Consider the following 19,092-nt stretch of genomic DNA (forward strand, 5'->3'; position numbering starts at 1 on the left):
AATTGAAACAAGAAACAAGAGGCAAGAAGCAAGAAAAAACACGCCATTTCTAGCCCCGATAGTAGCGAGCTACCGTGTAGCGCGGATAGCGGGAGGATTTGTCCTGATTTCATCGGATGCTGTGCTCCTAAAAAATAAAACCCCGACAGTTTGGAACCATCGGGGAATTACCAATCTAAATACCAAAAACTATTTATGAAACTAACTCACTTTGGTTTCTGAAAACCAATTGGCCGTCGAAACTATCCAAGAGAATGATGCTGTCGGTGGTAATTTTTCCAGCTAAAATTTCTTTTGAAAGCTGGTTTAACACTTCTCTTTGAATGACTCTTTTCACCGGTCGGGCGCCGAATTGTGGATCGTAACCTTTCTGCGCTAAATAATCAATGGCTTCGGGAGTTGCATCTAGCGTGATGTTTTGTTTGGCCAGCATTTTGACAACGCTTTTTAGTTGGAGATCAACAATTTCTTTTATGTTTTCGCTGGTTAAAGGTGTAAACATTACGATTTCGTCAATACGGTTGATGAACTCCGGTCGGACCGTTTGCTTCAGCAAGCCTAAGACTTCTATTTTGGCGGCTTCTGTTGCTGCTTCGATGCCATCTTTCAGATTTTCGAATTTCTCTTGTATGATGGCACTTCCCATATTGGACGTCATAATGATTATCGTGTTTTTGAAATCGGCTAAACGACCTTTGTTATCAGTCAATCGGCCTTCATCGAGAACCTGCAATAGGATATTGAAGGTGTCGGGATGTGCTTTTTCAATTTCGTCTAACAAAATCACAGAATACGGTTTTCTGCGCACGGCTTCGGTCAATTGTCCACCTTCATCGTAACCGACGTATCCCGGAGGTGCTCCAACCAAACGGCTTACGCTATGACGTTCCTGATATTCACTCATATCAATTCGGGTCATGGCGTTTTCATCGTCGAATAAATATTCGGCTAAAGCTTTGGCCAATTCGGTTTTACCGACTCCGGTAGTTCCTAAGAATAGGAAGGTTCCAATTGGTTTTTTCATATCCTGTAAACCGGCGCGACTTCTGCGGACAGCATCGCTGATAGCTTCTATGGCTTCTTCCTGACCTACTACACGGTGGTGTAATTCATCTTCAAGTTTCAGTAGTTTTTCGCGTTCACCCTGAAGCATTTTCATTACTGGAACTCCGGTCCATTTAGCAACTACTTCGGCAATGTCTTCTCGGGTTACTTCTTCTTTGATTAAGGAAGTTCCGTCTTGTTTGTCCAATAAATCCTTTTGGAATTGATCTAATCGTTCCTGAGCTTCTTTGATTTTACCGTAACGGATTTCGGCTACTTTTCCGTAATCGCCATCGCGTTCTGCGCGTTCTGCTTCGTATTTGAAATCTTCTATTTCTTGTTTTACGGTTTGAATGTTATCGACAACGTCTTTCTCCGATTTCCATTTGGTAAAGATTTCGTTGCGTTCTTCTTTCAGATTGGCCAAATCCATGCGCAATACTTTCATCTTGCTTTCATCATTCTCGCGTTTGATGGCTTCCAATTCGATTTCGAGCTGCATGATTCTTCGGTCCAAAACGTCTAGTTCTTCGGGTTTGGAATTGATTTCCATTCGGAGTTTAGAAGCCGCTTCGTCAATTAAGTCGATGGCTTTGTCCGGAAGAAATCGATTCGTAATATAGCGTTGAGAAAGTTCAACGGCCGCAATAATAGCGTCGTCTTTGATTTGCACTTTATGATGCGTTTCGTATTTTTCTTTGATACCTCGAAGGATAGAAATCGCGCTTTCGGTATCCGGTTCATCGATGATAATCTTTTGAAAACGACGCTCTAAGGCTTTGTCTTTTTCGAAGTATTTTTGATATTCGTCTAATGTAGTTGCCCCAATGGCGCGCAGTTCCCCTCGAGCTAAAGCAGGTTTTAAAATATTCGCTGCATCCATGGCACCTTCGCCACCACCGGCACCGACAAGGGTGTGGATTTCATCAATGAACAATACAATATCTCCTTCGGAAGATGTTACTTCTTTGACAACGGCTTTCAAACGTTCTTCAAATTCCCCTTTGTATTTGGCTCCGGCAATCAGCGAACCCATATCCAACGAATAAATCACTTTATCTTTTAGGTTTTCGGGAACATCTCCGTCTACGATTCGGTGTGCTAGACCTTCTGCAATGGCAGTTTTACCTACGCCGGGTTCCCCAACTAGCATCGGATTGTTTTTGGTACGACGCGTTAAAATTTGGAGTACACGTCGAATCTCTTCATCGCGCCCGATTACTGGATCCAGTTTTCCCTGACGGGCTAATTCGTTGAGATTTTTGGCGTATTTATTTAGAGAGTTATAGGTTTCTTCGGCTGAGGCAGAAGTTACCCGTTCGCCTTTTCGGATTTCCTCCATAGCTGCTAATAACCCTTTTTCGGTTACGCCTTGATCTTTTAGGATTTGTGCAACTTTACTTTTGGATTTGAAAATGGCCAACAATAAATGTTCAATAGAAACATATTCATCGTTCATTTTCTTAGCGATGATGCTGGCTTCGTTGAGCATGGTATTCGCATCTCGAGAAAACATCACATCACTTCCCGAAACTTTTGGAAAGCTTTGAATAGTGCTGTCAAGTATCTTTTTAAATAAGTCGACATTCACATTGAGTTTTTTCAAAATGAAAGGCGTCACGTTTTCGTCAACTTCGAGTATTCCTTTTAAAATATGCTCGTTTTCTATTTGTTGCTGACCAAAACTTTGTGCAATGAGCTGCGCTTGTTGGAGAGCCTCTTGCGATTTAATGGTTAATTGATTTATATTCATGTTTGTTGTTTGTTTTATTTGTTAGTTATCCTTTTGAAGATATTTACTAATCGTCAATATGTATTCCAATCTAGCATTGCAGACAAAATGTCTTTTATTATCACATTTTTATCTAAAATAAACGACAAAATGACTTGAAATAAGACATTTAGAAAGTATTAGACATAAAAAAAGCAGCCAATGCTGCTTTAGGAGTTCCTTATCGTTCATATCCCATTTATTTTAAAATTTTCAAGGTTGTTCCTGAAACACCTTTAGCAATACTAAAGCAAGATTGGGTTCTATTTGGTTTATTTTTCCGGTATTAAAACTAACACCAACACCATTATATCCAGGAGCGTAACTAGCATTATTCAGTCCTAAACCTGAAAAACTTAGATACGAACTGAAGCCATATTCTTTTCGTTTAAGCCAAACCGTCATCCCTGTAAAACCACCTTTGGTGATTTTAATTTCATCATTTTCACCGATGGAAATAACTTTAAATTTTCCGCTACTGATTTCGAGTTTTTGGCCGTTTACTTTATAGCCTTGTATTTTATTTTCAGTCAAGTCATCGTTACCAAATATGAAGATTTTATCTTTGGGCATATTTTCAAAATTGGCATCAAGAAGACTGTCTTCACAGAAAAAAGTGGATAAAATTAATTCTCCGTTTTCAGCATCTGTTTTAGTAAAACTTTCAAATTTAAAGCCATTAGCGCCCCAACTCTGCGCTTTGTTTTTGATGTAGTAATACAAATTTGAGGTGTTCTTGAGGCTTCCGCGCAATTTTATCTTAGCTACAAGTGTAGCCGAAGTACTATTGGTACTGTCAGCCAAATAGATGAATTGTTGGTATTTGGCTTTTTGAAGCGTATCTCCCTTTTCTAGAATCTCGATAGTTTGTGCATAAAAACTCTGAGATATAAAAAGAAGCAGTAGTACGATTTGTTTCATTGAATTTGAGTAATTTTAGTAAAAATAATAAATATTTTTCCAGATGTGTAATTATCTAGTGAATAAGTAGTCCTATTTACATTTATCAAAAATTAACTTTATGAAAGTTTGCCAACTGCTACTCCTATTTTTTTTAGGAATTAGTACATCGTATGCTCAAACGCAACGAGAACTATATGATATGAGCATTAAAGCCTATGAAAGCAAGGATTTTAAAAGTTTTCTAAAGCTTACGACAACGCTAGACAGTCTTCGGCCTTTTCATCCAACGTATACTTATAATCTGGCTTCTGCCAATGCCTTAAATCAAAATTGGGAGGAAGCTTTAGTGGCCTTAAGAACTTTGGTTCTAATGAATAATGCTACCGATTTTGAAAACGACGCTGATTTTGCTACCCTCAAGCAGGATGAAGGATTTCGATCTTTATTGACTTTAAAATCGGCTCAAAGCAAGGTTGTAGCCACTTCGAAACCCTTGGTTACACTATCTGAAAAAGATCTGCATCCTGAAGGTTTGGTCTATTTACCTATTTCAAAAATCTGGCTAGCCTCTAGTGTTAGAAAACGAAAAATAGTTGCTTTTGATAACAAAACCGGTCAATGTACCGATTGGCTGAAAGATAATAACATGTTATCCATAATGACACTAAAAACGGATGTTAAAGAACAATTTCTCTGGGTAGCTACAGCTGCCTTTCCGGAGATGGAAGGATATGATAAAGCCTTAAATGGAAAATCTGAAATACTCAAAATAGATACTAAAACCAAACGAATTGTAAAGCGGTTTACCGTTGCGGGTACACATGTTTTTGGTGATTTACTTGTCGCTAAGAACGGAACGGTTTACATTTCAGATAGCGCTAAACCCATTATTTATAGAATAGAAAAGGATGTTATTACAGAATTTGTTTCGTTTGAAAAGGACGGTTATAATCTTCAGGGTTTAGCCTTCAATGATACGCAAAGCAAACTCTTTGTTGCCGATTATTTGAAAGGAATAACAGTTATTGATCTTCTAACAAAATCCAAAACGACACTTGCTTTTCCTGAAGAAACTTCTCCAAAAGGGATTGATGGACTAGTATTTTATAACAACACTTTGATAATGATTCAGAATGGCGTTAAACCGATACGCATTCTTCAGTTTCAGTTGAATGAATGGCAAACCGAAATAGTTGGCTTTAAAGTTTTGGACAATAACCGACTGGAATTTAATGAACCTGCATTGGCTACAGTAGTAGGAGAGCAGCTTTACTTTTTCGCCAATTCGCCATGGAATGCTTATGATGAAAAAGGGAACTTAGATTTGAATAAGGTAAGTAATCCTATGCTCTTTACTTGTAAGTTGCATTAATGGTCATAGCTGATAACCCTCGAGATTTTCCACTGACCTTCTTTCTTTTTCCAAATCATTAAGAATTTAAAAGTTCCGATTTCTTCCAATCCGTTTTCAATATGATGAAACTGATGAACACCTATTTCAATGGCGCCATAATCTTTTACAGGATGTACTTCAAGACTTCCTTTAACTAAACTACGAGTAAGTGTATACTCTTTTTGAAACATGATTTCAAAGTTTTTGAACACGGTTTCATACGATAATAGTCCGCCATTATCCTGAAACCATTCTAAGTCTTCTGTAAATAATGCTTTAAAAACCGGCATATTTCTGTTGTTAAATGCATCAAAAACTAGCTTGTCCATTTGCTCAATTTCAGTAAATAATTCGGCTGTGGTTGGTGCTGCTTTTTTTTCCTGAGCCAGACTTGCCATTGTGAAAAATAAGAGTAGGTAATTGAGTATTGATTTGTTTTTGATCATAATTAGTCTTTTAATTATTTAGGACAATCCGTACTTTTTAAAGGCATTGTTTCCTCAAACTTTAACTTGGTTACATCTTTAAATCGGGTTCCGTCTTCATTCATTTCTCCATAACCTTCAATGAGTTGGTTGTCTTTGAATTGAAAAGCTATTTGACGTTTGCTTTCTGTTCCTTCAGATTGAAAAGTATACTCCGCAATCAGAATATTGTTTTTAATTTGACCCACAAAGCGGCCGTTGTTAGTGTCTTTTTCAGCCAATGCATAATATAATGTTCCGCTCACTGTAGTTGGATTATCATATAACATTTGTAATTTGATAGTGGTTCCATCGGAATTAAATATGTAGCATTCTCTTTTAGGAGCGGGCGGTGGTACTGCATTTTTAGTATCTGGCACCATGGTTTTTGGGGTTTCTTTTTTGCAACCGGTCAATAGAATTATAAAAGCTAGCGAAAGTAAGATTTGAGATTTCATGATTATGAGAAGTTATTGAACCTTATTACTTTTTTTAAAACGCATCATCGGAATAGCGTCGGTTAGCAACAGTAGTTTTCCCTCGTTATCAAAGGAAAATTTAGTCACTTTGCCCAGTATTTTCATAAACGTTTCCTCTCCACCACCTTCACAAAAGCGCATGGTTTTCATAGCGTCGCCAAATGTAATAGAAGCATCTTTTATAGTATATTTTCCACTGTAAACATTACAACTGTTATTACCACCAAACTGATTATCAGCAGCGGTAAATGTGATGGTAGGCTTTTGCTCTGGATATAGTCCGTTGAAACCTATTCGTGGGCCAGAAATGTATTCTAGTTCCCATGTGATGTCGTATAGTGAAGGATTGGCGGTATTGGTTTTTGCTTCATTCATTTTGTTACTGCAACATCCTGATGTGAGAATGGAGACTAGAATTATCGATAAAAAAATACATTTTTTCATAATTAGTGTTTTAAGGGTCTTTTTTTAATCATGCCGCCTTTGGTGTCTTTGACACTGTTCATAACTACAAAAGCTGTGGGTTCAATTTTTTCTATTTCAGTGTTCAGTTTATTAAGTTCTAATCGGGTAATTACCGTGTAAATAATGTCAGTTTCTTTGGTTTCTCCGCGTTTGCCATAACCGCTTTTACCGCTGTAAACAGTTACGCCTCTTCCCATTTTTTCTATAATCATTTCACGCATTTTTTCGCTACGCGATGAAATTATGGTGACACCAATATACTCATCAATCCCTTCTACTATAAAATCTAAGGTCTTAGAAGCAGCTAAATAGGTTATCATCGAATACAGCGCTACTTCAATTCCGAGGAAATAAGCTGCAGCCGAAAAAATCATGACATTGATCATAATAATAATATCACCAATAGTAGTTCCAAATTTTCGACTTAGATAAATCGCCAAAACTTCTGTCCCGTCAATGACGGCGCCACCACGAACCGAGAGTCCAATTCCGGCACCCAAAAAGAAACCGCCAAAAACTGCAACCAAAAGATTATCACTGGTAATATCAGGCACCGTTACCGTCGCCAAACAGATTGCCAAACCTGTTATAGCTAAACTGGTTTTAATAGCAAATGCTCTTCCCATAATGTGATATCCTAAAATTACAAAGGGTGCATTGACACTAACAATTAAAACCGAGAGTGGAATTTTGGTTAAAGCAGAAACTAATAACGAAATTCCAGTAGCACCACCATCAATAAAATGGTTGGTTAGCAGAAAGCCTTTAAACCCAAAAGTTGCGGATAAAATACCCAGAGTTATCAGAATAAAATCTTTGATATGCCGTCGGGTCATTATCATAAATTCGACGTAACCTTTGGCCAAAGCGTAGTCGGTGTAATGCTTTCTTTCAGGTAATGTAGTTCTTATGATGAGTCGTTTCCAAATTGAGTTCATAGTTTTTGCTTCATTTTGTTTTGTATGCTTTCCTTATTTAAATCAATCTACTTAAAGCGTGATAGGATTCTATTAAGTCTTTAAATTTAACTTAAAGCGGTTGGTCATAAATATAGCACAATCGGCATCGCTTACCAAATTTTAAGCCAATAAAGTATTTTCTAAAAAGAGTTTTAAAACACGGAAGATTTAGTGATAGTTATCAACTCAACTATAAAATATTATAGGGGTTTAGGGGTAATTTCTTTCGTGGCAATGGCAGATACTTTATTATCTGTATTCACGGTCACACTTAGTTCTCTTTTGAATAATTTTTTCTCGTAATCGATTGCATAACGAAAAATGAGTTCGTCGGTTTTTTTGTTCTGAGTGATGTCGATAAGTCGGATGCCTAAGAATCTTCCGTTGCGTTGGTTTATTTTTTTACAAATGGTTGAAATCTTCTCATTTGTAGCATTTTGTCTCACTTTATCTGTAGCTTCACTAGTGCTAAACGCTTTGAATCGAGAAGTGTTGCAAGACTCCAATAACCGTTTGCCAAGATCATAGGCTCTGTCTTTTTTTATAGCTTCAACATCTTCGGGCTTTACCAAATTACTTGATTTTTCCGCCGTTTTTTCTTTTGAAGAAGTATTGTTTTTTTTGCTTTTACACGAAAGTAACATGCTTAAGCATAAAAGGAAGATTATTTTTCGCATAGTAGTTGTGTTTAATTAGAAAATAGGTATTGCAATTTACGGTTTTAGACATTTTTATACTATAACATTAACATTTCAGAAAGTATTTCATCCTTAAATAACCATCAAAACTATTCGATGGAGCGTATTTAATTTCCCACTTGAATTCGTATTTTTGAAAATCAAATATACCATCATGAAAATCGTTATATCTCCAGCTAAATCATTGAATTTTGAAAGGGAATTGCCAACAGCTATCTTTTCAGAACCGCTATTTTTAAAACAAGCCGCTACAATTCAGCGAACTTTAAAAAAGAAAAAGCCCAAAACATTAGCAGAACTTATGGATATTTCCGAAAAGTTGGCCGAATTAAACTGGCAACGCAATCAGGATTGGCAAACGCCATTTACCCAAGAAAATGCAAGGCAGGCAATTTTCACCTTCGATGGTGATGTTTATATAGGCCTAGATGCTTTTACGTTACCTGGTGATAAATTAGGCGACTTACAAGATAAACTTCGAATTTTATCCGGATTGTATGGTTTATTGAAACCTTTAGATTTAATGCAAGCGTACCGTTTAGAAATGGGAACATCCTTGCCCGTTGGAAAAAATAAAAATTTGTATGAGTTTTGGAAAAGTACTATTACCAAAGCTTTGAACAGCGAATTAGAAAAAGGCGAATTGTTTATTAATCTGGCGAGCAATGAATATTTCAGCGCTGTGGATGCAAAAGCTTTAAAAGTTCCTGTTATAACTCCAGAGTTCAAGGATTATAAAGACGGAAAATTGAAAATGATTAGTTTTTTTGCCAAAAAGGCTAGAGGCATGATGGTGCGTTATATTTTGGATACCAATGCTGAAACCATTGAGGATTTAAAAGGATTTAATTACGAAGGCTATGGTTTTGATGCTAATTTAAGTAAAGGTACTACTTTGGTTTTTACCCGTTAGGAATTTGAATTTCTTTGAATTCAATCATGTATTCTAGAATAATATAAAACCTAAATAGCTATAATATCAAATATATTAATAATAAAAAGCTCCCATTGGGAGCTTTTTATTATTTCAAGTATATGTATTCTTCGTATTCCATTCGGGTTTCACTAGTTAGCTTTCGTTGGTCTCTTGCTAATTCGCGCATGGCTTCAACACCTTTTTTTGCACAGCGCTTTACTCTGTTTAGTCTTGACGAAAAATCAATTAGTTTTTTGGCGTCTTCCGGACTTAACTTTGCCTTTAAGTCATCCACCAATGAGGAAAATTCATTAACAACTTCTTGATTCTCATCATAATCCGTTTTTAAATCATCAAGTAAATCCTCAATTTCTTTTGTGATTTCTTTGCAGTGGTCTTCGCTTTTTTTGTGCAAGTCAGCAATGATTTTATTTCGTTTATTACCAAAAAGTCCCATAGCTTTTGATTTTAGTTTGATGATTGAACAGCTCTTAATCAAATTTAGTAAAATGTTTCTTTAAAAAAGCTAATTGTTAATAACTTGTAAATTAGTTCGTTAAATATTTTTGAAGTCACTATATTTTTCTTGATAAAGTAATAGAAGTTATTGGCAGGATAGGGTATTCAATAGTAAAAGAAACTATTTACATATTTTTAGGAAGATCAAGCCTTAAAAACAGTTCATTAAAATTTAAGATATTTAAAATGTACTCGAACTATTCTTTATGTTGAGTAACATAAAAATTTATGGTTTAAGTACGTTCTAAAATTGGCAAATAATCATTAAAATTTTATAAAAAGACGTAATAGATAAATTCTATGACTAAAGTCTAAAGTATTTTATTTCAATAATTTAAATTAATCAGTTTAAAGTAGAATTAGTTATAAATCCAATTTTTTAGAATGATCTTTCCATGAGGTGTGAGAATGCTTTCTGGATGAAACTGAATCCCTTTTACATCGTAAATTTGGTGCTTAATGGACATGATATAGCCGTTTTCATTTTTAGAAGTGACTAGTACTTCTGCGGAAAGCGATTTTTGATCAATAATCCAAGAATGATACAAACCTACTTCAAAAGTAGTGGGAATATCTTTGAATAAAGCATCGGTATTTTTTGTCAAATAAACTTTAGATGATATTCCGTGTAGTGGTGATTTTAAATTAGTGATATTAGAACTGAATACTTCTGCTATTGCTTGATGACCTAAGCAGATTCCTAAAATGCTTTTTGTGGAAGCATACGTAGAAATTACTTTTTTTAATAGTCCGGCTTCATCGGGAATTCCGGGACCAGGAGAAAGTAGTATTTTGTCAAAAGATTGTAAATCCTCTAGTTCAAATTCGTCATTACGATACACCGTTACATCGCAATCTAATGCTTCCAGATAATGCACCAAATTGAATGTAAAACTGTCGTAGTTATCAATGACTACTATTTTTTTCATGGTAAGTTGATTTGTATAAAGCAAAGATGAGCTTATTTTTTGACACAAAAAAGCCTCGGAAACTGCTTTCCGAGGCTTCTATTTTTTATAGCAATGATTCCCTTATATTAGAATACCAAGTTTACTGATAATTCAAAATCGTCGTAAATAGCTTTGTCTCCGATACTGTCAAAGAAACTTTTCGAGTTGTATTTGATTCCGTATTTAGTTCTGTCGATATTGAATTTAGTTGAAGCCGTATCTCCTTTTACAGCTAAATCAAAAGTAACAGGATTAGTGATTCCTTTGATAGTCAAATCGGCAGTAACTGTATATACTCCGTTTGGTTTGGTAGCGATTTTTTTGAATACTAAAGTTGCAGTAGGGTTTTTTTCAGTTCCGAAAAAATCTTCAGATTTTAAGTGACCATCTAATTTCGTTTTCCAATCACCTGATATATCTGTTGCTGTTAATGAGGTCATGTCTACTGTGAAATTTCCACCGGCAACTTTGTCACCTTTAAAAATAAGGTTGCCTTCTTTAAAATTAACCGTTCCGCTGTGTTCTCCTGTCACTTTTTTTCCAACCCAATTAATAGTGCTTTTTTTAGCATCAATTTTTTTAGTTTGGGCAGTAGCTACTGTTGTTCCGAATGCTACTAATAATGCAATGGCGATAGTTTTTAAATTTTTCATTGTTTTAATTTTTAGTTATGGATTATAAATTTATAAAAAGTTCTTCTTTTGATTTACGTACTTTAGCATAGTTTTGAGTAGCATCTTCATCGTGACGATATCCTATTGTTGCTAATAGAGAAGCATTAAGTCCCATTTTTTCAAGCCCAAGAATTTCATTTACTAAAGCGGGATCAAAACCTTCCATCGGAGTTACGTCAATCTTTAATTCGGCAGCGGCATTAAGCAAATTAGTAAGTGCAATATACGTTTGCTTTGAGGTCCATGTGTTTCTGTTTTCTTCAGATAAGGTTGTGATTTTAGACTTCATAAAATCGGCATAGCCTTTTAAATCTTCAGCAGACAAACCTCTTGTTGTAACTACATTATTGATGTAAGCGTCAATCTGTTCTTCGCCAAAATTGGTAATATTGGCAAAAACCACAAGTTGTGAAGCATCAACAATTTGAGATTGTCCCCAAGCTGCAGGCTGAATTTTAGCTCTTAATTCGGGATTGTCTACAAAAATTACTTTGTAAGGCTGTAACCCATAGGATGAAACACTTAATTGGATAGCTTCTTTTAGTGTCTCTAAATCTTCGTTAGATACCTTCTTATTGGTATCAAACTTTTTTGTGGCATAACGCCAATTGGCATTTTTAATAAAATTACTCATAGCTTTTTTTAATTGATTGTTCTGTATTTTTCTAGTAAAGTATTCAATTGTTCTAATTCATCCGAAGTCAAATTGTTGGCAAAAAAGTGTTCTTGCTGTGTAATGATGGGATCTAATTCGGTTAAAATATCCAAACCTTTTTGTGTAATCAGGACTTCTATTTTTCTACGGTTATCCGGACAAACTTCTCGAGTTACATACTCCTTAAGCAACAATTTATCAATGAGTCGGGTAGTGTTACTGTTTTTCGAAAGCATTCTTTCCTGAATCACACATAGGTTAGCCGGATTGCCTTTTTGACCTCGTAGAATCCTTAAAACATTATATTGTTCTCTCGAGATATCATAGGGTTTTAAAATCTCATGAAATTTATCCCCAATCACATTTTGTGTATACATGAAATTTAGAATAACTCTCTTCGCGGTATCTAATGCAACGGTTGATTTTATTATTTCTTCTATTTTCATAATTACAAGTACAATATTTGTAGATACAAATGTATTGCTATTTTTTATTTGTATATACAACTGTCTGTTATTTTTTTGTTAAAATTTTAAATAGAGGAAAGTTTAGGTTTTTGGTAACGACATTTCCATTTCCAATAAAGTATCTTTGTTACACAAAAATTATCAAAATGGATTTATCACAAAACGACTGGAAATCAAAATTAGAGAATGACCCTAATGCCATAATCTTAGATGTGCGAACTGAAGAAGAGTGGAATGATGGTATAATACCTAATGCTGTTTTAAATGACATTTATAAAGGTCAGGGTTTTATTTACAGATTAGAAGAATTAGACAAAACTAAAAACTATTATGTGTATTGCAAGGCTGGTGGTAGAAGTGCTCAAGCCTGCGCTATTATGAATCAAATGGGCTTTGAAACAACCTATAATCTGGAAGGCGGTTTTTCTAATTGGAAAGGCGATGTGGCCTTTCGAGATGAAAATTAAATAACGGCAAATGAATATTCCAGCTACAACTAACCCGAGGATTGTAATTATTGGTGGCGGTTTCGCGGGAATCGCCTTAGCTAAAAAACTAAGAAATCAGAAATTACAAGTAGTTTTATTAGACAAGCACAATTATCATACGTTTCAGCCTTTATTGTATCAGGTGGCAACAGGTGGTTTGGAAGCTGGTTCGATAGCATACCCAATCCGAAAGGTAATTCAGCACTATAAAGATTTTTATTTCAGATTGACTTCTGTAAAAGAAATTGATACTGAAAACCAAAAGATCATATCGGAAATAGGCGATTTACATTATGATTATTTGGTGATTGCAACAGGTTCTAAAACCAATTATTTTGGCAACAAGGAAATCGAACGCAATGCTATGTCGATGAAAACCATTCCACAGTCCCTAAACATCAGAAGTTTAATCTTAGAAAACTTTGAACAGGCCGTAATCCTAAAAGATGAAGCTGAAAAAAATGCTTTGATGAATTTTGTTTTAGTCGGTGCCGGACCAACAGGAGTAGAGCTTGCAGGAGCATTAGCCGAAATGAAAAAAGCCATTTTGCAAAAAGATTATCCCGATTTGAATATCGATAAAATGCAAATCAATCTTATTCAAGGCGATGACAGGGTTTTGAGTGCCATGAGTGAAAAGTCCTCTAAAGCTGCAGAAGAGTTTTTACTGAAATTAGGGGTCAAAATTTGGAAAAACTTGCGCGTAACCAACTATGACGGAAGAACCATCACCACTAATACGGAGGTGACTTTTGAATCGGCAACCGTAATTTGGACAGCCGGAGTTCAAGGCGCTAAAGTAGCCGGATTGAAAGCAGAATCTTTAGTCGCTAGAGTAGAGCGTATTCGGGTAAACGAATTCAATCTGGTTAAAGGATATGACACTATTTTTGCTATCGGAGACATTGCCTCCATGGAAAGTGAAAAATATCCTCAAGGACATCCCATGATGGCGCAACCAGCCATGCAACAAGGAGAACTTTTAGGAGAAAATATCGTCAGATTGCTCCATAAAAAAGAGATGAAACCATTCGAATACAACGATAAAGGCTCTATGGCAACCATAGGAAGAAACCTTGCTGTAGTTGATTTACCGCATTATCATTTTAACGGCGTTTTTGCTTGGTTTGTGTGGATGTTTGTGCATTTGTTTTCATTGATTGGTTTCAAAAATAAAGCTGTGGTTTTCCTAAACTGGCTGTATAATTATATTTGGTTTGACCGTGAAGGCCGTTTAATCATTCGTCCCTACAAAAAGAAAAGTTTCACTACTTTTACCAGTGATGAGATTTAATTTATGAAAAAAATAGTTCTCCTATTCGGTGTTCTTTTGCTCATTTCTTGCAAATCAAACTATCTAAGTGCTGCGAAATCTATCGAGATACTTGACATTACAAAGGAAGCTGACAGCAATGCTTTTGTCAATATCAGCAACTACAGCAACGATTTTGTGTTTGATATGAAATATGCCACGGCTGATAATTTCTTAAAAGAGAAAGTATATCCTTGTGATGAATGTTTCCTAAGAGTAAAGACTGTTAAAGCATTATTGGAAGCCAATAAAACATTTCTAGAAAAAGGATTCCGTATAAAATTATACGATTGCTACAGACCACGAAGCATTCAGAAAAAAATGTGGAAAATTGTTCCCGATGCCAATTACGTTGCTAATCCTAAAAAAGGCTCTATTCACAATCGAGGTGGTGCCGTTGATATTTCATTGGTCGATGCCAATGGGAAAGAGTTGGATATGGGCACTGCATTTGATTTCTTTGGCAAAGAGGCGAGTCACAATTACACGAATCTTTCCGAAGAAATTATTGCGAATCGTAAGTTTTTAAAGGAAATCATGCTACAGCATCATTTTAAATCATTCGACTCCGAATGGTGGCATTACAATCTGAACGGAAGCAATAAAGACGCGGTGTCTGATCAAAAATGGCGTTGTCCTAATTAGTATCTACGCACTTCAGGTAATACATAAAATAGTTTTCAGGTTCGTAAATCTTTTTATCCAATTCAGATACAAACCCGGATTTAAAAGGATAGTCAATAGTTTCTCCGCTGTATTTTATTCTCATAAACGTGACTGGAGACTTTTTGAGTTCTTCAAAATTTTCTCTCGAAAACACAAAGCCACCACTAATAATCCTTGAGTATTGGTCTCTTTCATTGCGCAGCAGGTTCCCACAGGTATCACCGCCCAAATAAAGTAACGTTACTATTTTTCCGTTATTCAATTGCAAATAAATTCTAGAGCTTGCGTCAAAACAATTGGCTTTTATAAAATCAGGACTTGATTGAAGGATTTGAGCTTCTAAACCTACCACATTATTAGTGTTTGTAAGAGAAAAAAAGACGTGAGTCGCGTTATCAGCAAAACTTCTTTCAAAAATCATGTACTGTTTGGTCGACTTATACGTTCCAATAGTATCAGTAACATCGGCATCAATTTCGCAGGGTTTTTGAGCAAAAATGCTAAGCGAGGTACATAATATCAATAAAGAAAGAATCTTTTTCATGCTTATTTTAATTTGGCGCAAAGTAAAACTATTTTATGATTATTAGCATCAGTTGTGAAAAAACTATACCTATTTCCACCATCTTTTATGTTCCATTTTTTTCGAATATGCTCAACAGTTTCAGGGAAATTGCGTGTAGTAACATTTGCTTGTTGTTTTTCCAAATAAGATTTCATGTTGGGTTTGTTGTATTCTAAACAATGCACAATCTCAAAAACGCGTCCAGGAAAATCAATCAAAGCATCTGAAGTATACAGATGGGAATGTTGGTGTAACTTTTTTACTGCGAAAGATTTTGGGATAGCTTCAAAACCACCCGATTTCATTATGGCTGCATTAGGTTCGTATAGATACTTCTTAGGTAAACTATAATCAGTCATCAAATCAGCACCATGTTCAAATGTAAATACTTCAGTAGTCTCTTTAATAAGATTCGCGCAAACGATTTGAATTTTTTCCGAATAGTCTTTTTCGATAATCCAAAGTAACTCCTTTACTTCATTTTCTAAAGCTACAATATGAATGGCTTTAACATTTTTTAGTTCTGATAAACCAGCAGTAATGTCAAGTATTGGCGCCGTTTTTAGTAGGATGTTTGAAGAAAAAGTAAAATAAAAATCGAGCAAATGCGGTACGTTGGGCAAACAATCCTTAAGCATAAAAACTTTGCCTTTAGCTTCATTTCGCCGAGAAGGATCGATGTAAATCCAATCGGGTTTTGAATTGATTTTTTGCACTATTTCCGTGCTGTCGCCAGCAATACATTCTATGTTTTTAACTTGTAATTGTACTACATTATGCGCTACAATTTTCGATAAGTCGGTATCGATTTCACAATGAATAACTTGGTTTGTTTTTTGGGCAAAATAATAATCGTCTACACCAAATCCTCCCGTTACATCAATGAGGGTTTCACCTGAAATCAAATTGGATTTGTACTGCGCAGTTTTTTCAGAGGAAGTTTGTTCTACAGAAACTTTACTGGGATAAATAATGTTTTCAGTGGTGAACCACGTTGGGAGTTTGGTTTTCGCTTTTTGTTTGGCGGCAATTTGATTGAGAATACTAGGCCAATTCGTATTGGGAAACCTGTTTTTCTGTAAGGCCAATTGGGTAATATCCGTAGTAATATTAGCAGTTATAAATTCCTGAATTTCCGCAGACAACAGCGAGGTATCCATATCAATAATTTTAATTATTGAAGATGTAATTCAAGATATTGGCACCCATTTTCAATGCTTTTTCACGTACTTCCTTTGGATCGTTGTGTACTTCAGCATCTTCCCAGCCATCGCCTAAATCACATTCAAAGGTATAAAGCAACACCAATCGATTGTCTATAAAAATTCCGAAAGCTTGTGGACGTTTATTATCATGCTCATGAATCTTAGGCAAACCACTTGCAAATACATTCGGTTTTTGAAAAATTGGGTGATTAGCCGGAACTTCAATCAAATCATTATTTGGAAAAATACGTTTGATTTCTCGCCGAATGTATTGATCCATTCCGTAATTGTCATCTGCATGCAAAAATCCACCAGACAGTAAATAATTTCTCAAATTGACAATATCAGCATCACTAAAAACCACATTACCATGTCCGGTCATGTGCACAAAAGGGTAAGCGAAAATATCAGGACTTCCCGGCTCTACAGTGGCAGGTTTGCTTTTGATGTTGGTATTGATTGTTTGGTTGGAATACTTAATCAAATTGGGCAAAGACGTTGGGTTGGCATACCAATCACCGCCACCATTGTATTTTAACAGTGCAATTTCCTGGGAATAGGAATAGCAGGAAAGTATCAGGAACAGGACAATATATTTTTTCATGGATTGTATTTCTTAATTTCAACCAAAACGGTATTCAATTCAGCGGGATTAAAACCTAAATTATCAGCAAAAGTTTTCCCCTTTTGCGCAAAGGTTAGCGCTTGTTTGTAGTCTTTCAATTTCAACAATAACTTAGAAGTCAGTACATATCTATCTATTGATTCGCCTAACGAAAGTAAATGAGTACTCCATTCAAAGGCTTTCAGCAATCCTTTTTTATCGGTCACACTTTCATAATAAGTATTGCAGATATCATAGAGCACCACAGGGTCTTTCCAAGAGAACTTTTCTACATTTTCAGAAGTTGATTTTTGGTACTGTTTCCAATTGGATGTCTGAGGGATGATTTGAAGGTCAAAACGATAGAGTAGTGAATCTACTTTTCTCATCCGGAAGGTTTCAGCCACAAGGCGTTTTTTAGCATAATTGATAGTATCGACCTTATCTAGTAATGGTTTCAAAGTTTCCGTTATGGTGTAAACAATTTTCTTGTCTACTCTTGATGGCGAAGCTACTTTGGCAAAAGCGTCTTTGTTTTGAACGAGGAATCGGAATTCGTCGGTATCAAAATTGTTAATTCCGTTAGAAAAAATCTTCCAATTGATTTCCGTAATTTTATCTTCAGGTTTTACGGTACTCAAGAACTTTTGTGCAATCGCAGTCGCATCAAACCCCGCTTTTCTTACATTTACAATGTATTTCAAACATTTATCTGCATTCGATACGTCGCTTAAAAAAGCTGCTCTGATATTGGGCAACTGATTTTCGGGCTGCAATACATCTTTTCCTTCCGATAAAAACTTCTCTTTTTTAAATTCGCCTGCTGTACAATATAACAGACTTTCATTGACATCAAAAAAAGCAAAAGTAGGAAAACTGTTGATTCTGAATTTTTGCTGAAATTTGGCTCTAAGTTCTTTACCATAAGTCGATTCAGCATCTACCGCCATACAAACAAAGTTGTTATTGTAAAATTCGGCAACAGTGGTATCTGTAAAAATGTCTTTTTTCATCACATTGCAATGCGGACACCAAGAGGCATAAAACATAATAACCAACGGTTTATTTAAAGTTCTGGACATAGCCAAAGCATCGTCATACTTCCTGTCTACAAAAAGTGTTTGTTGCTGACTATAAACGGAAGCAGCATTAAGTAGTACTATTATAATTACAATAACTTTTTTAATCATAATTCATTACTATAAACCACACTGTGACACGCTACAAGCGCAGCGGTTTCAGTGCGTAAACGTGTAGAACCCAAAGATACAGGAATAAAGTTATTGTCGATAGCCAGTTGGATTTCTTTAACAGAAAAATCGCCTTCCGGACCAATTAAAATGGTGACATCTTCCGTAGTTTTCAATTCGTTTTTTAATGATTTTTTGGACGTTTCTTCACAATGAGCGATAAATAGTTGTCCAGATTTTTGTGTTTTAATAAAATCTTTAAAGGCAATCGATTCGTTTAATTTAGGTAAATAATAATGCAATGACTGCTTCATCGCACTTTCCAAAATTTTTTGAAAACGGTCTGTTTTGATTATTTTTCTTTCGGAATGTTCGCAGATGATTGGCGTGATTTCTTGTATGCCAATTTCGGTGGCTTTTTCTAAAAACCATTCGTAACGTTCATTCATTTTGGTAGGCGCAACCGCTAAATGTAAATGAAATTTTGATACCTCCTGTTGTTCATAAGACACAATTTTTACCGTGCATTTATTGTCAGAAGCAATTGTAATTTCGGTTACAAATAAAAAGCCTAAACCATTTGTAACGTGAAGTATGTCGCCTTCTTTTTTACGTAATACTTTAACAATGTGTTTGCTTTCTTCTTTGTCAAAAGCAAAAGAAGTTTGGTCTTTATTTAGGGTGGGATTATAAAATAGTTGCATC

Annotated in this window: 22 protein-coding genes; 5 read left to right on the top strand and 17 right to left on the bottom strand. The window is 35.5% G+C overall.

Annotated features, from left to right (window positions below; translation table 11 throughout):
• Nucleotides 1-193 precede the first annotated feature (193 nt).
• Nucleotides 194-2,797: an ATP-dependent chaperone ClpB gene (clpB, locus tag ACULEU_RS06280; protein ID WP_445454593.1), complete on the bottom strand. Its 2,604-nt coding sequence runs from the start codon at nt 2,795-2,797 to the stop codon at nt 194-196.
• A gap of 231 nt (nt 2,798-3,028) precedes the next feature.
• Nucleotides 3,029-3,736 carry a hypothetical protein gene (locus tag ACULEU_RS06285; RefSeq protein ID WP_445454594.1) on the bottom strand — a complete coding sequence of 236 codons (708 nt, stop codon included), beginning with the start codon at nt 3,734-3,736 and terminating at the stop codon, nt 3,029-3,031.
• Between the two features lie 100 nt (nt 3,737-3,836).
• Between ACULEU_RS06285 and ACULEU_RS06290 the strand changes: the two genes are divergently transcribed.
• Entirely contained in the window at nt 3,837-5,090 is a 1,254-nt protein-coding gene (locus ACULEU_RS06290; protein ID WP_445454595.1) for a TPR end-of-group domain-containing protein, read from the top strand.
• On the opposite strand, the gene ACULEU_RS06295 is transcribed toward ACULEU_RS06290, so the two are convergent.
• The 5 genes from ACULEU_RS06295 to ACULEU_RS06315 all read right to left on the bottom strand — a co-directional run bounded on the left by ACULEU_RS06295 (nt 5,087) and on the right by ACULEU_RS06315 (nt 8,155).
• Entirely contained in the window at nt 5,087-5,557 is a 471-nt protein-coding gene (locus tag ACULEU_RS06295) for a nuclear transport factor 2 family protein (protein ID WP_445454596.1), read from the bottom strand. The genes ACULEU_RS06290 and ACULEU_RS06295 overlap by 4 nt on opposite strands.
• A 14-nt stretch (nt 5,558-5,571) precedes the next feature.
• Complete coding sequence (locus ACULEU_RS06300; protein WP_445454597.1) at nt 5,572-6,033, bottom strand: hypothetical protein; 462 nt, start codon at nt 6,031-6,033, stop codon at nt 5,572-5,574.
• Nucleotides 6,034-6,045: 12 nt separating this feature from the next.
• Entirely contained in the window at nt 6,046-6,498 is a 453-nt protein-coding gene (locus ACULEU_RS06305) for an META domain-containing protein (RefSeq protein WP_445454598.1), read from the bottom strand.
• Between the two features lie 2 nt (nt 6,499-6,500).
• Nucleotides 6,501-7,457, bottom strand: coding sequence for a YitT family protein (locus tag ACULEU_RS06310; RefSeq protein ID WP_445454599.1), 957 nt, complete (start codon nt 7,455-7,457; stop codon nt 6,501-6,503).
• 221 nt (nt 7,458-7,678) lie between these two features.
• Nucleotides 7,679-8,155 carry a hypothetical protein gene (locus ACULEU_RS06315; protein WP_445454600.1) on the bottom strand — a complete coding sequence of 159 codons (477 nt, stop codon included), beginning with the start codon at nt 8,153-8,155 and terminating at the stop codon, nt 7,679-7,681.
• Nucleotides 8,156-8,330: 175 nt separating this feature from the next.
• On the opposite strand from ACULEU_RS06315, the gene yaaA reads away from it, so the two are divergent.
• Nucleotides 8,331-9,089 (top strand): peroxide stress protein YaaA, encoded by a 759-nt coding sequence (gene yaaA / locus ACULEU_RS06320; RefSeq protein WP_445454601.1) that lies wholly within the window; start codon nt 8,331-8,333, stop codon nt 9,087-9,089.
• A 109-nt stretch (nt 9,090-9,198) separates the two neighbouring features.
• On the opposite strand, the gene ACULEU_RS06325 is transcribed toward yaaA, so the two are convergent.
• The 5 genes from ACULEU_RS06325 to ACULEU_RS06345 form a co-directional block, all read right to left on the bottom strand.
• Nucleotides 9,199-9,549, bottom strand: a complete 351-nt coding sequence (locus tag ACULEU_RS06325; protein WP_445454602.1) for a hypothetical protein — start codon at nt 9,547-9,549, stop codon at nt 9,199-9,201.
• 421 nt (nt 9,550-9,970) lie between these two features.
• A complete protein-coding gene (locus ACULEU_RS06330) occupies nt 9,971-10,540 on the bottom strand; it encodes an anthranilate synthase component II (protein WP_445454603.1) in 570 nt (189 codons plus the stop codon).
• A 107-nt stretch (nt 10,541-10,647) separates the two neighbouring features.
• Nucleotides 10,648-11,214, bottom strand: a complete 567-nt coding sequence (locus tag ACULEU_RS06335; protein ID WP_445454604.1) for a YceI family protein — start codon at nt 11,212-11,214, stop codon at nt 10,648-10,650.
• Between the two features lie 22 nt (nt 11,215-11,236).
• Nucleotides 11,237-11,869, bottom strand: a complete 633-nt coding sequence (locus ACULEU_RS06340; protein ID WP_445454605.1) for an NAD(P)H-dependent oxidoreductase — start codon at nt 11,867-11,869, stop codon at nt 11,237-11,239.
• An 8-nt stretch (nt 11,870-11,877) separates the two neighbouring features.
• Nucleotides 11,878-12,336 (bottom strand): MarR family winged helix-turn-helix transcriptional regulator, encoded by a 459-nt coding sequence (locus tag ACULEU_RS06345; protein ID WP_445454606.1) that lies wholly within the window; start codon nt 12,334-12,336, stop codon nt 11,878-11,880.
• Nucleotides 12,337-12,503: 167 nt separating this feature from the next.
• Here ACULEU_RS06345 and ACULEU_RS06350 point away from each other — a divergent pair, with 167 nt between their 5' ends.
• Genes ACULEU_RS06350 through ACULEU_RS06360 form a run of 3 tightly spaced genes read left to right on the top strand, consistent with a single transcriptional unit; the run spans nt 12,504 to nt 14,802 of the window.
• Nucleotides 12,504-12,824 carry a rhodanese-like domain-containing protein gene (locus tag ACULEU_RS06350; RefSeq protein ID WP_445454607.1) on the top strand — a complete coding sequence of 107 codons (321 nt, stop codon included), beginning with the start codon at nt 12,504-12,506 and terminating at the stop codon, nt 12,822-12,824.
• 10 nt (nt 12,825-12,834) lie between these two features.
• Nucleotides 12,835-14,139, top strand: coding sequence for an NAD(P)/FAD-dependent oxidoreductase (locus tag ACULEU_RS06355; RefSeq protein ID WP_445454608.1), 1,305 nt, complete (start codon nt 12,835-12,837; stop codon nt 14,137-14,139).
• A 3-nt stretch (nt 14,140-14,142) separates the two neighbouring features.
• Nucleotides 14,143-14,802: a M15 family metallopeptidase gene (locus tag ACULEU_RS06360; RefSeq protein WP_445454609.1), complete on the top strand. Its 660-nt coding sequence runs from the start codon at nt 14,143-14,145 to the stop codon at nt 14,800-14,802.
• On the opposite strand, the gene ACULEU_RS06365 is transcribed toward ACULEU_RS06360, so the two are convergent.
• From ACULEU_RS06365 to ACULEU_RS06385, 5 genes are read right to left on the bottom strand one after another with little or no spacing between them, the layout of a single operon-like run.
• Complete coding sequence (locus ACULEU_RS06365; RefSeq protein WP_445454610.1) at nt 14,795-15,367, bottom strand: hypothetical protein; 573 nt, start codon at nt 15,365-15,367, stop codon at nt 14,795-14,797. The two genes, ACULEU_RS06360 and ACULEU_RS06365, sit on opposite strands and share 8 nt — an antisense overlap.
• Nucleotides 15,368-15,369: 2 nt before the next feature.
• Nucleotides 15,370-16,548: a THUMP-like domain-containing protein gene (locus ACULEU_RS06370; RefSeq protein ID WP_445454611.1), complete on the bottom strand. Its 1,179-nt coding sequence runs from the start codon at nt 16,546-16,548 to the stop codon at nt 15,370-15,372.
• A 10-nt stretch (nt 16,549-16,558) separates the two neighbouring features.
• Nucleotides 16,559-17,197, bottom strand: a complete 639-nt coding sequence (locus tag ACULEU_RS06375; RefSeq protein WP_445454612.1) for a DUF4159 domain-containing protein — start codon at nt 17,195-17,197, stop codon at nt 16,559-16,561.
• Nucleotides 17,194-18,387 carry a thioredoxin family protein gene (locus tag ACULEU_RS06380; protein WP_445454613.1) on the bottom strand — a complete coding sequence of 398 codons (1,194 nt, stop codon included), beginning with the start codon at nt 18,385-18,387 and terminating at the stop codon, nt 17,194-17,196. Before ACULEU_RS06380 ends, ACULEU_RS06375 begins: the two co-directional genes overlap by 4 nt.
• Entirely contained in the window at nt 18,384-19,091 is a 708-nt protein-coding gene (locus tag ACULEU_RS06385) for a 16S rRNA (uracil(1498)-N(3))-methyltransferase (protein WP_445454614.1), read from the bottom strand. The genes ACULEU_RS06380 and ACULEU_RS06385 overlap by 4 nt, the downstream gene beginning before the upstream one ends.
• Nucleotide 19,092: the final 1 nt, after the last annotated feature.

The organism is Flavobacterium sp. 25HG05S-40 (assembly GCF_052654735.1).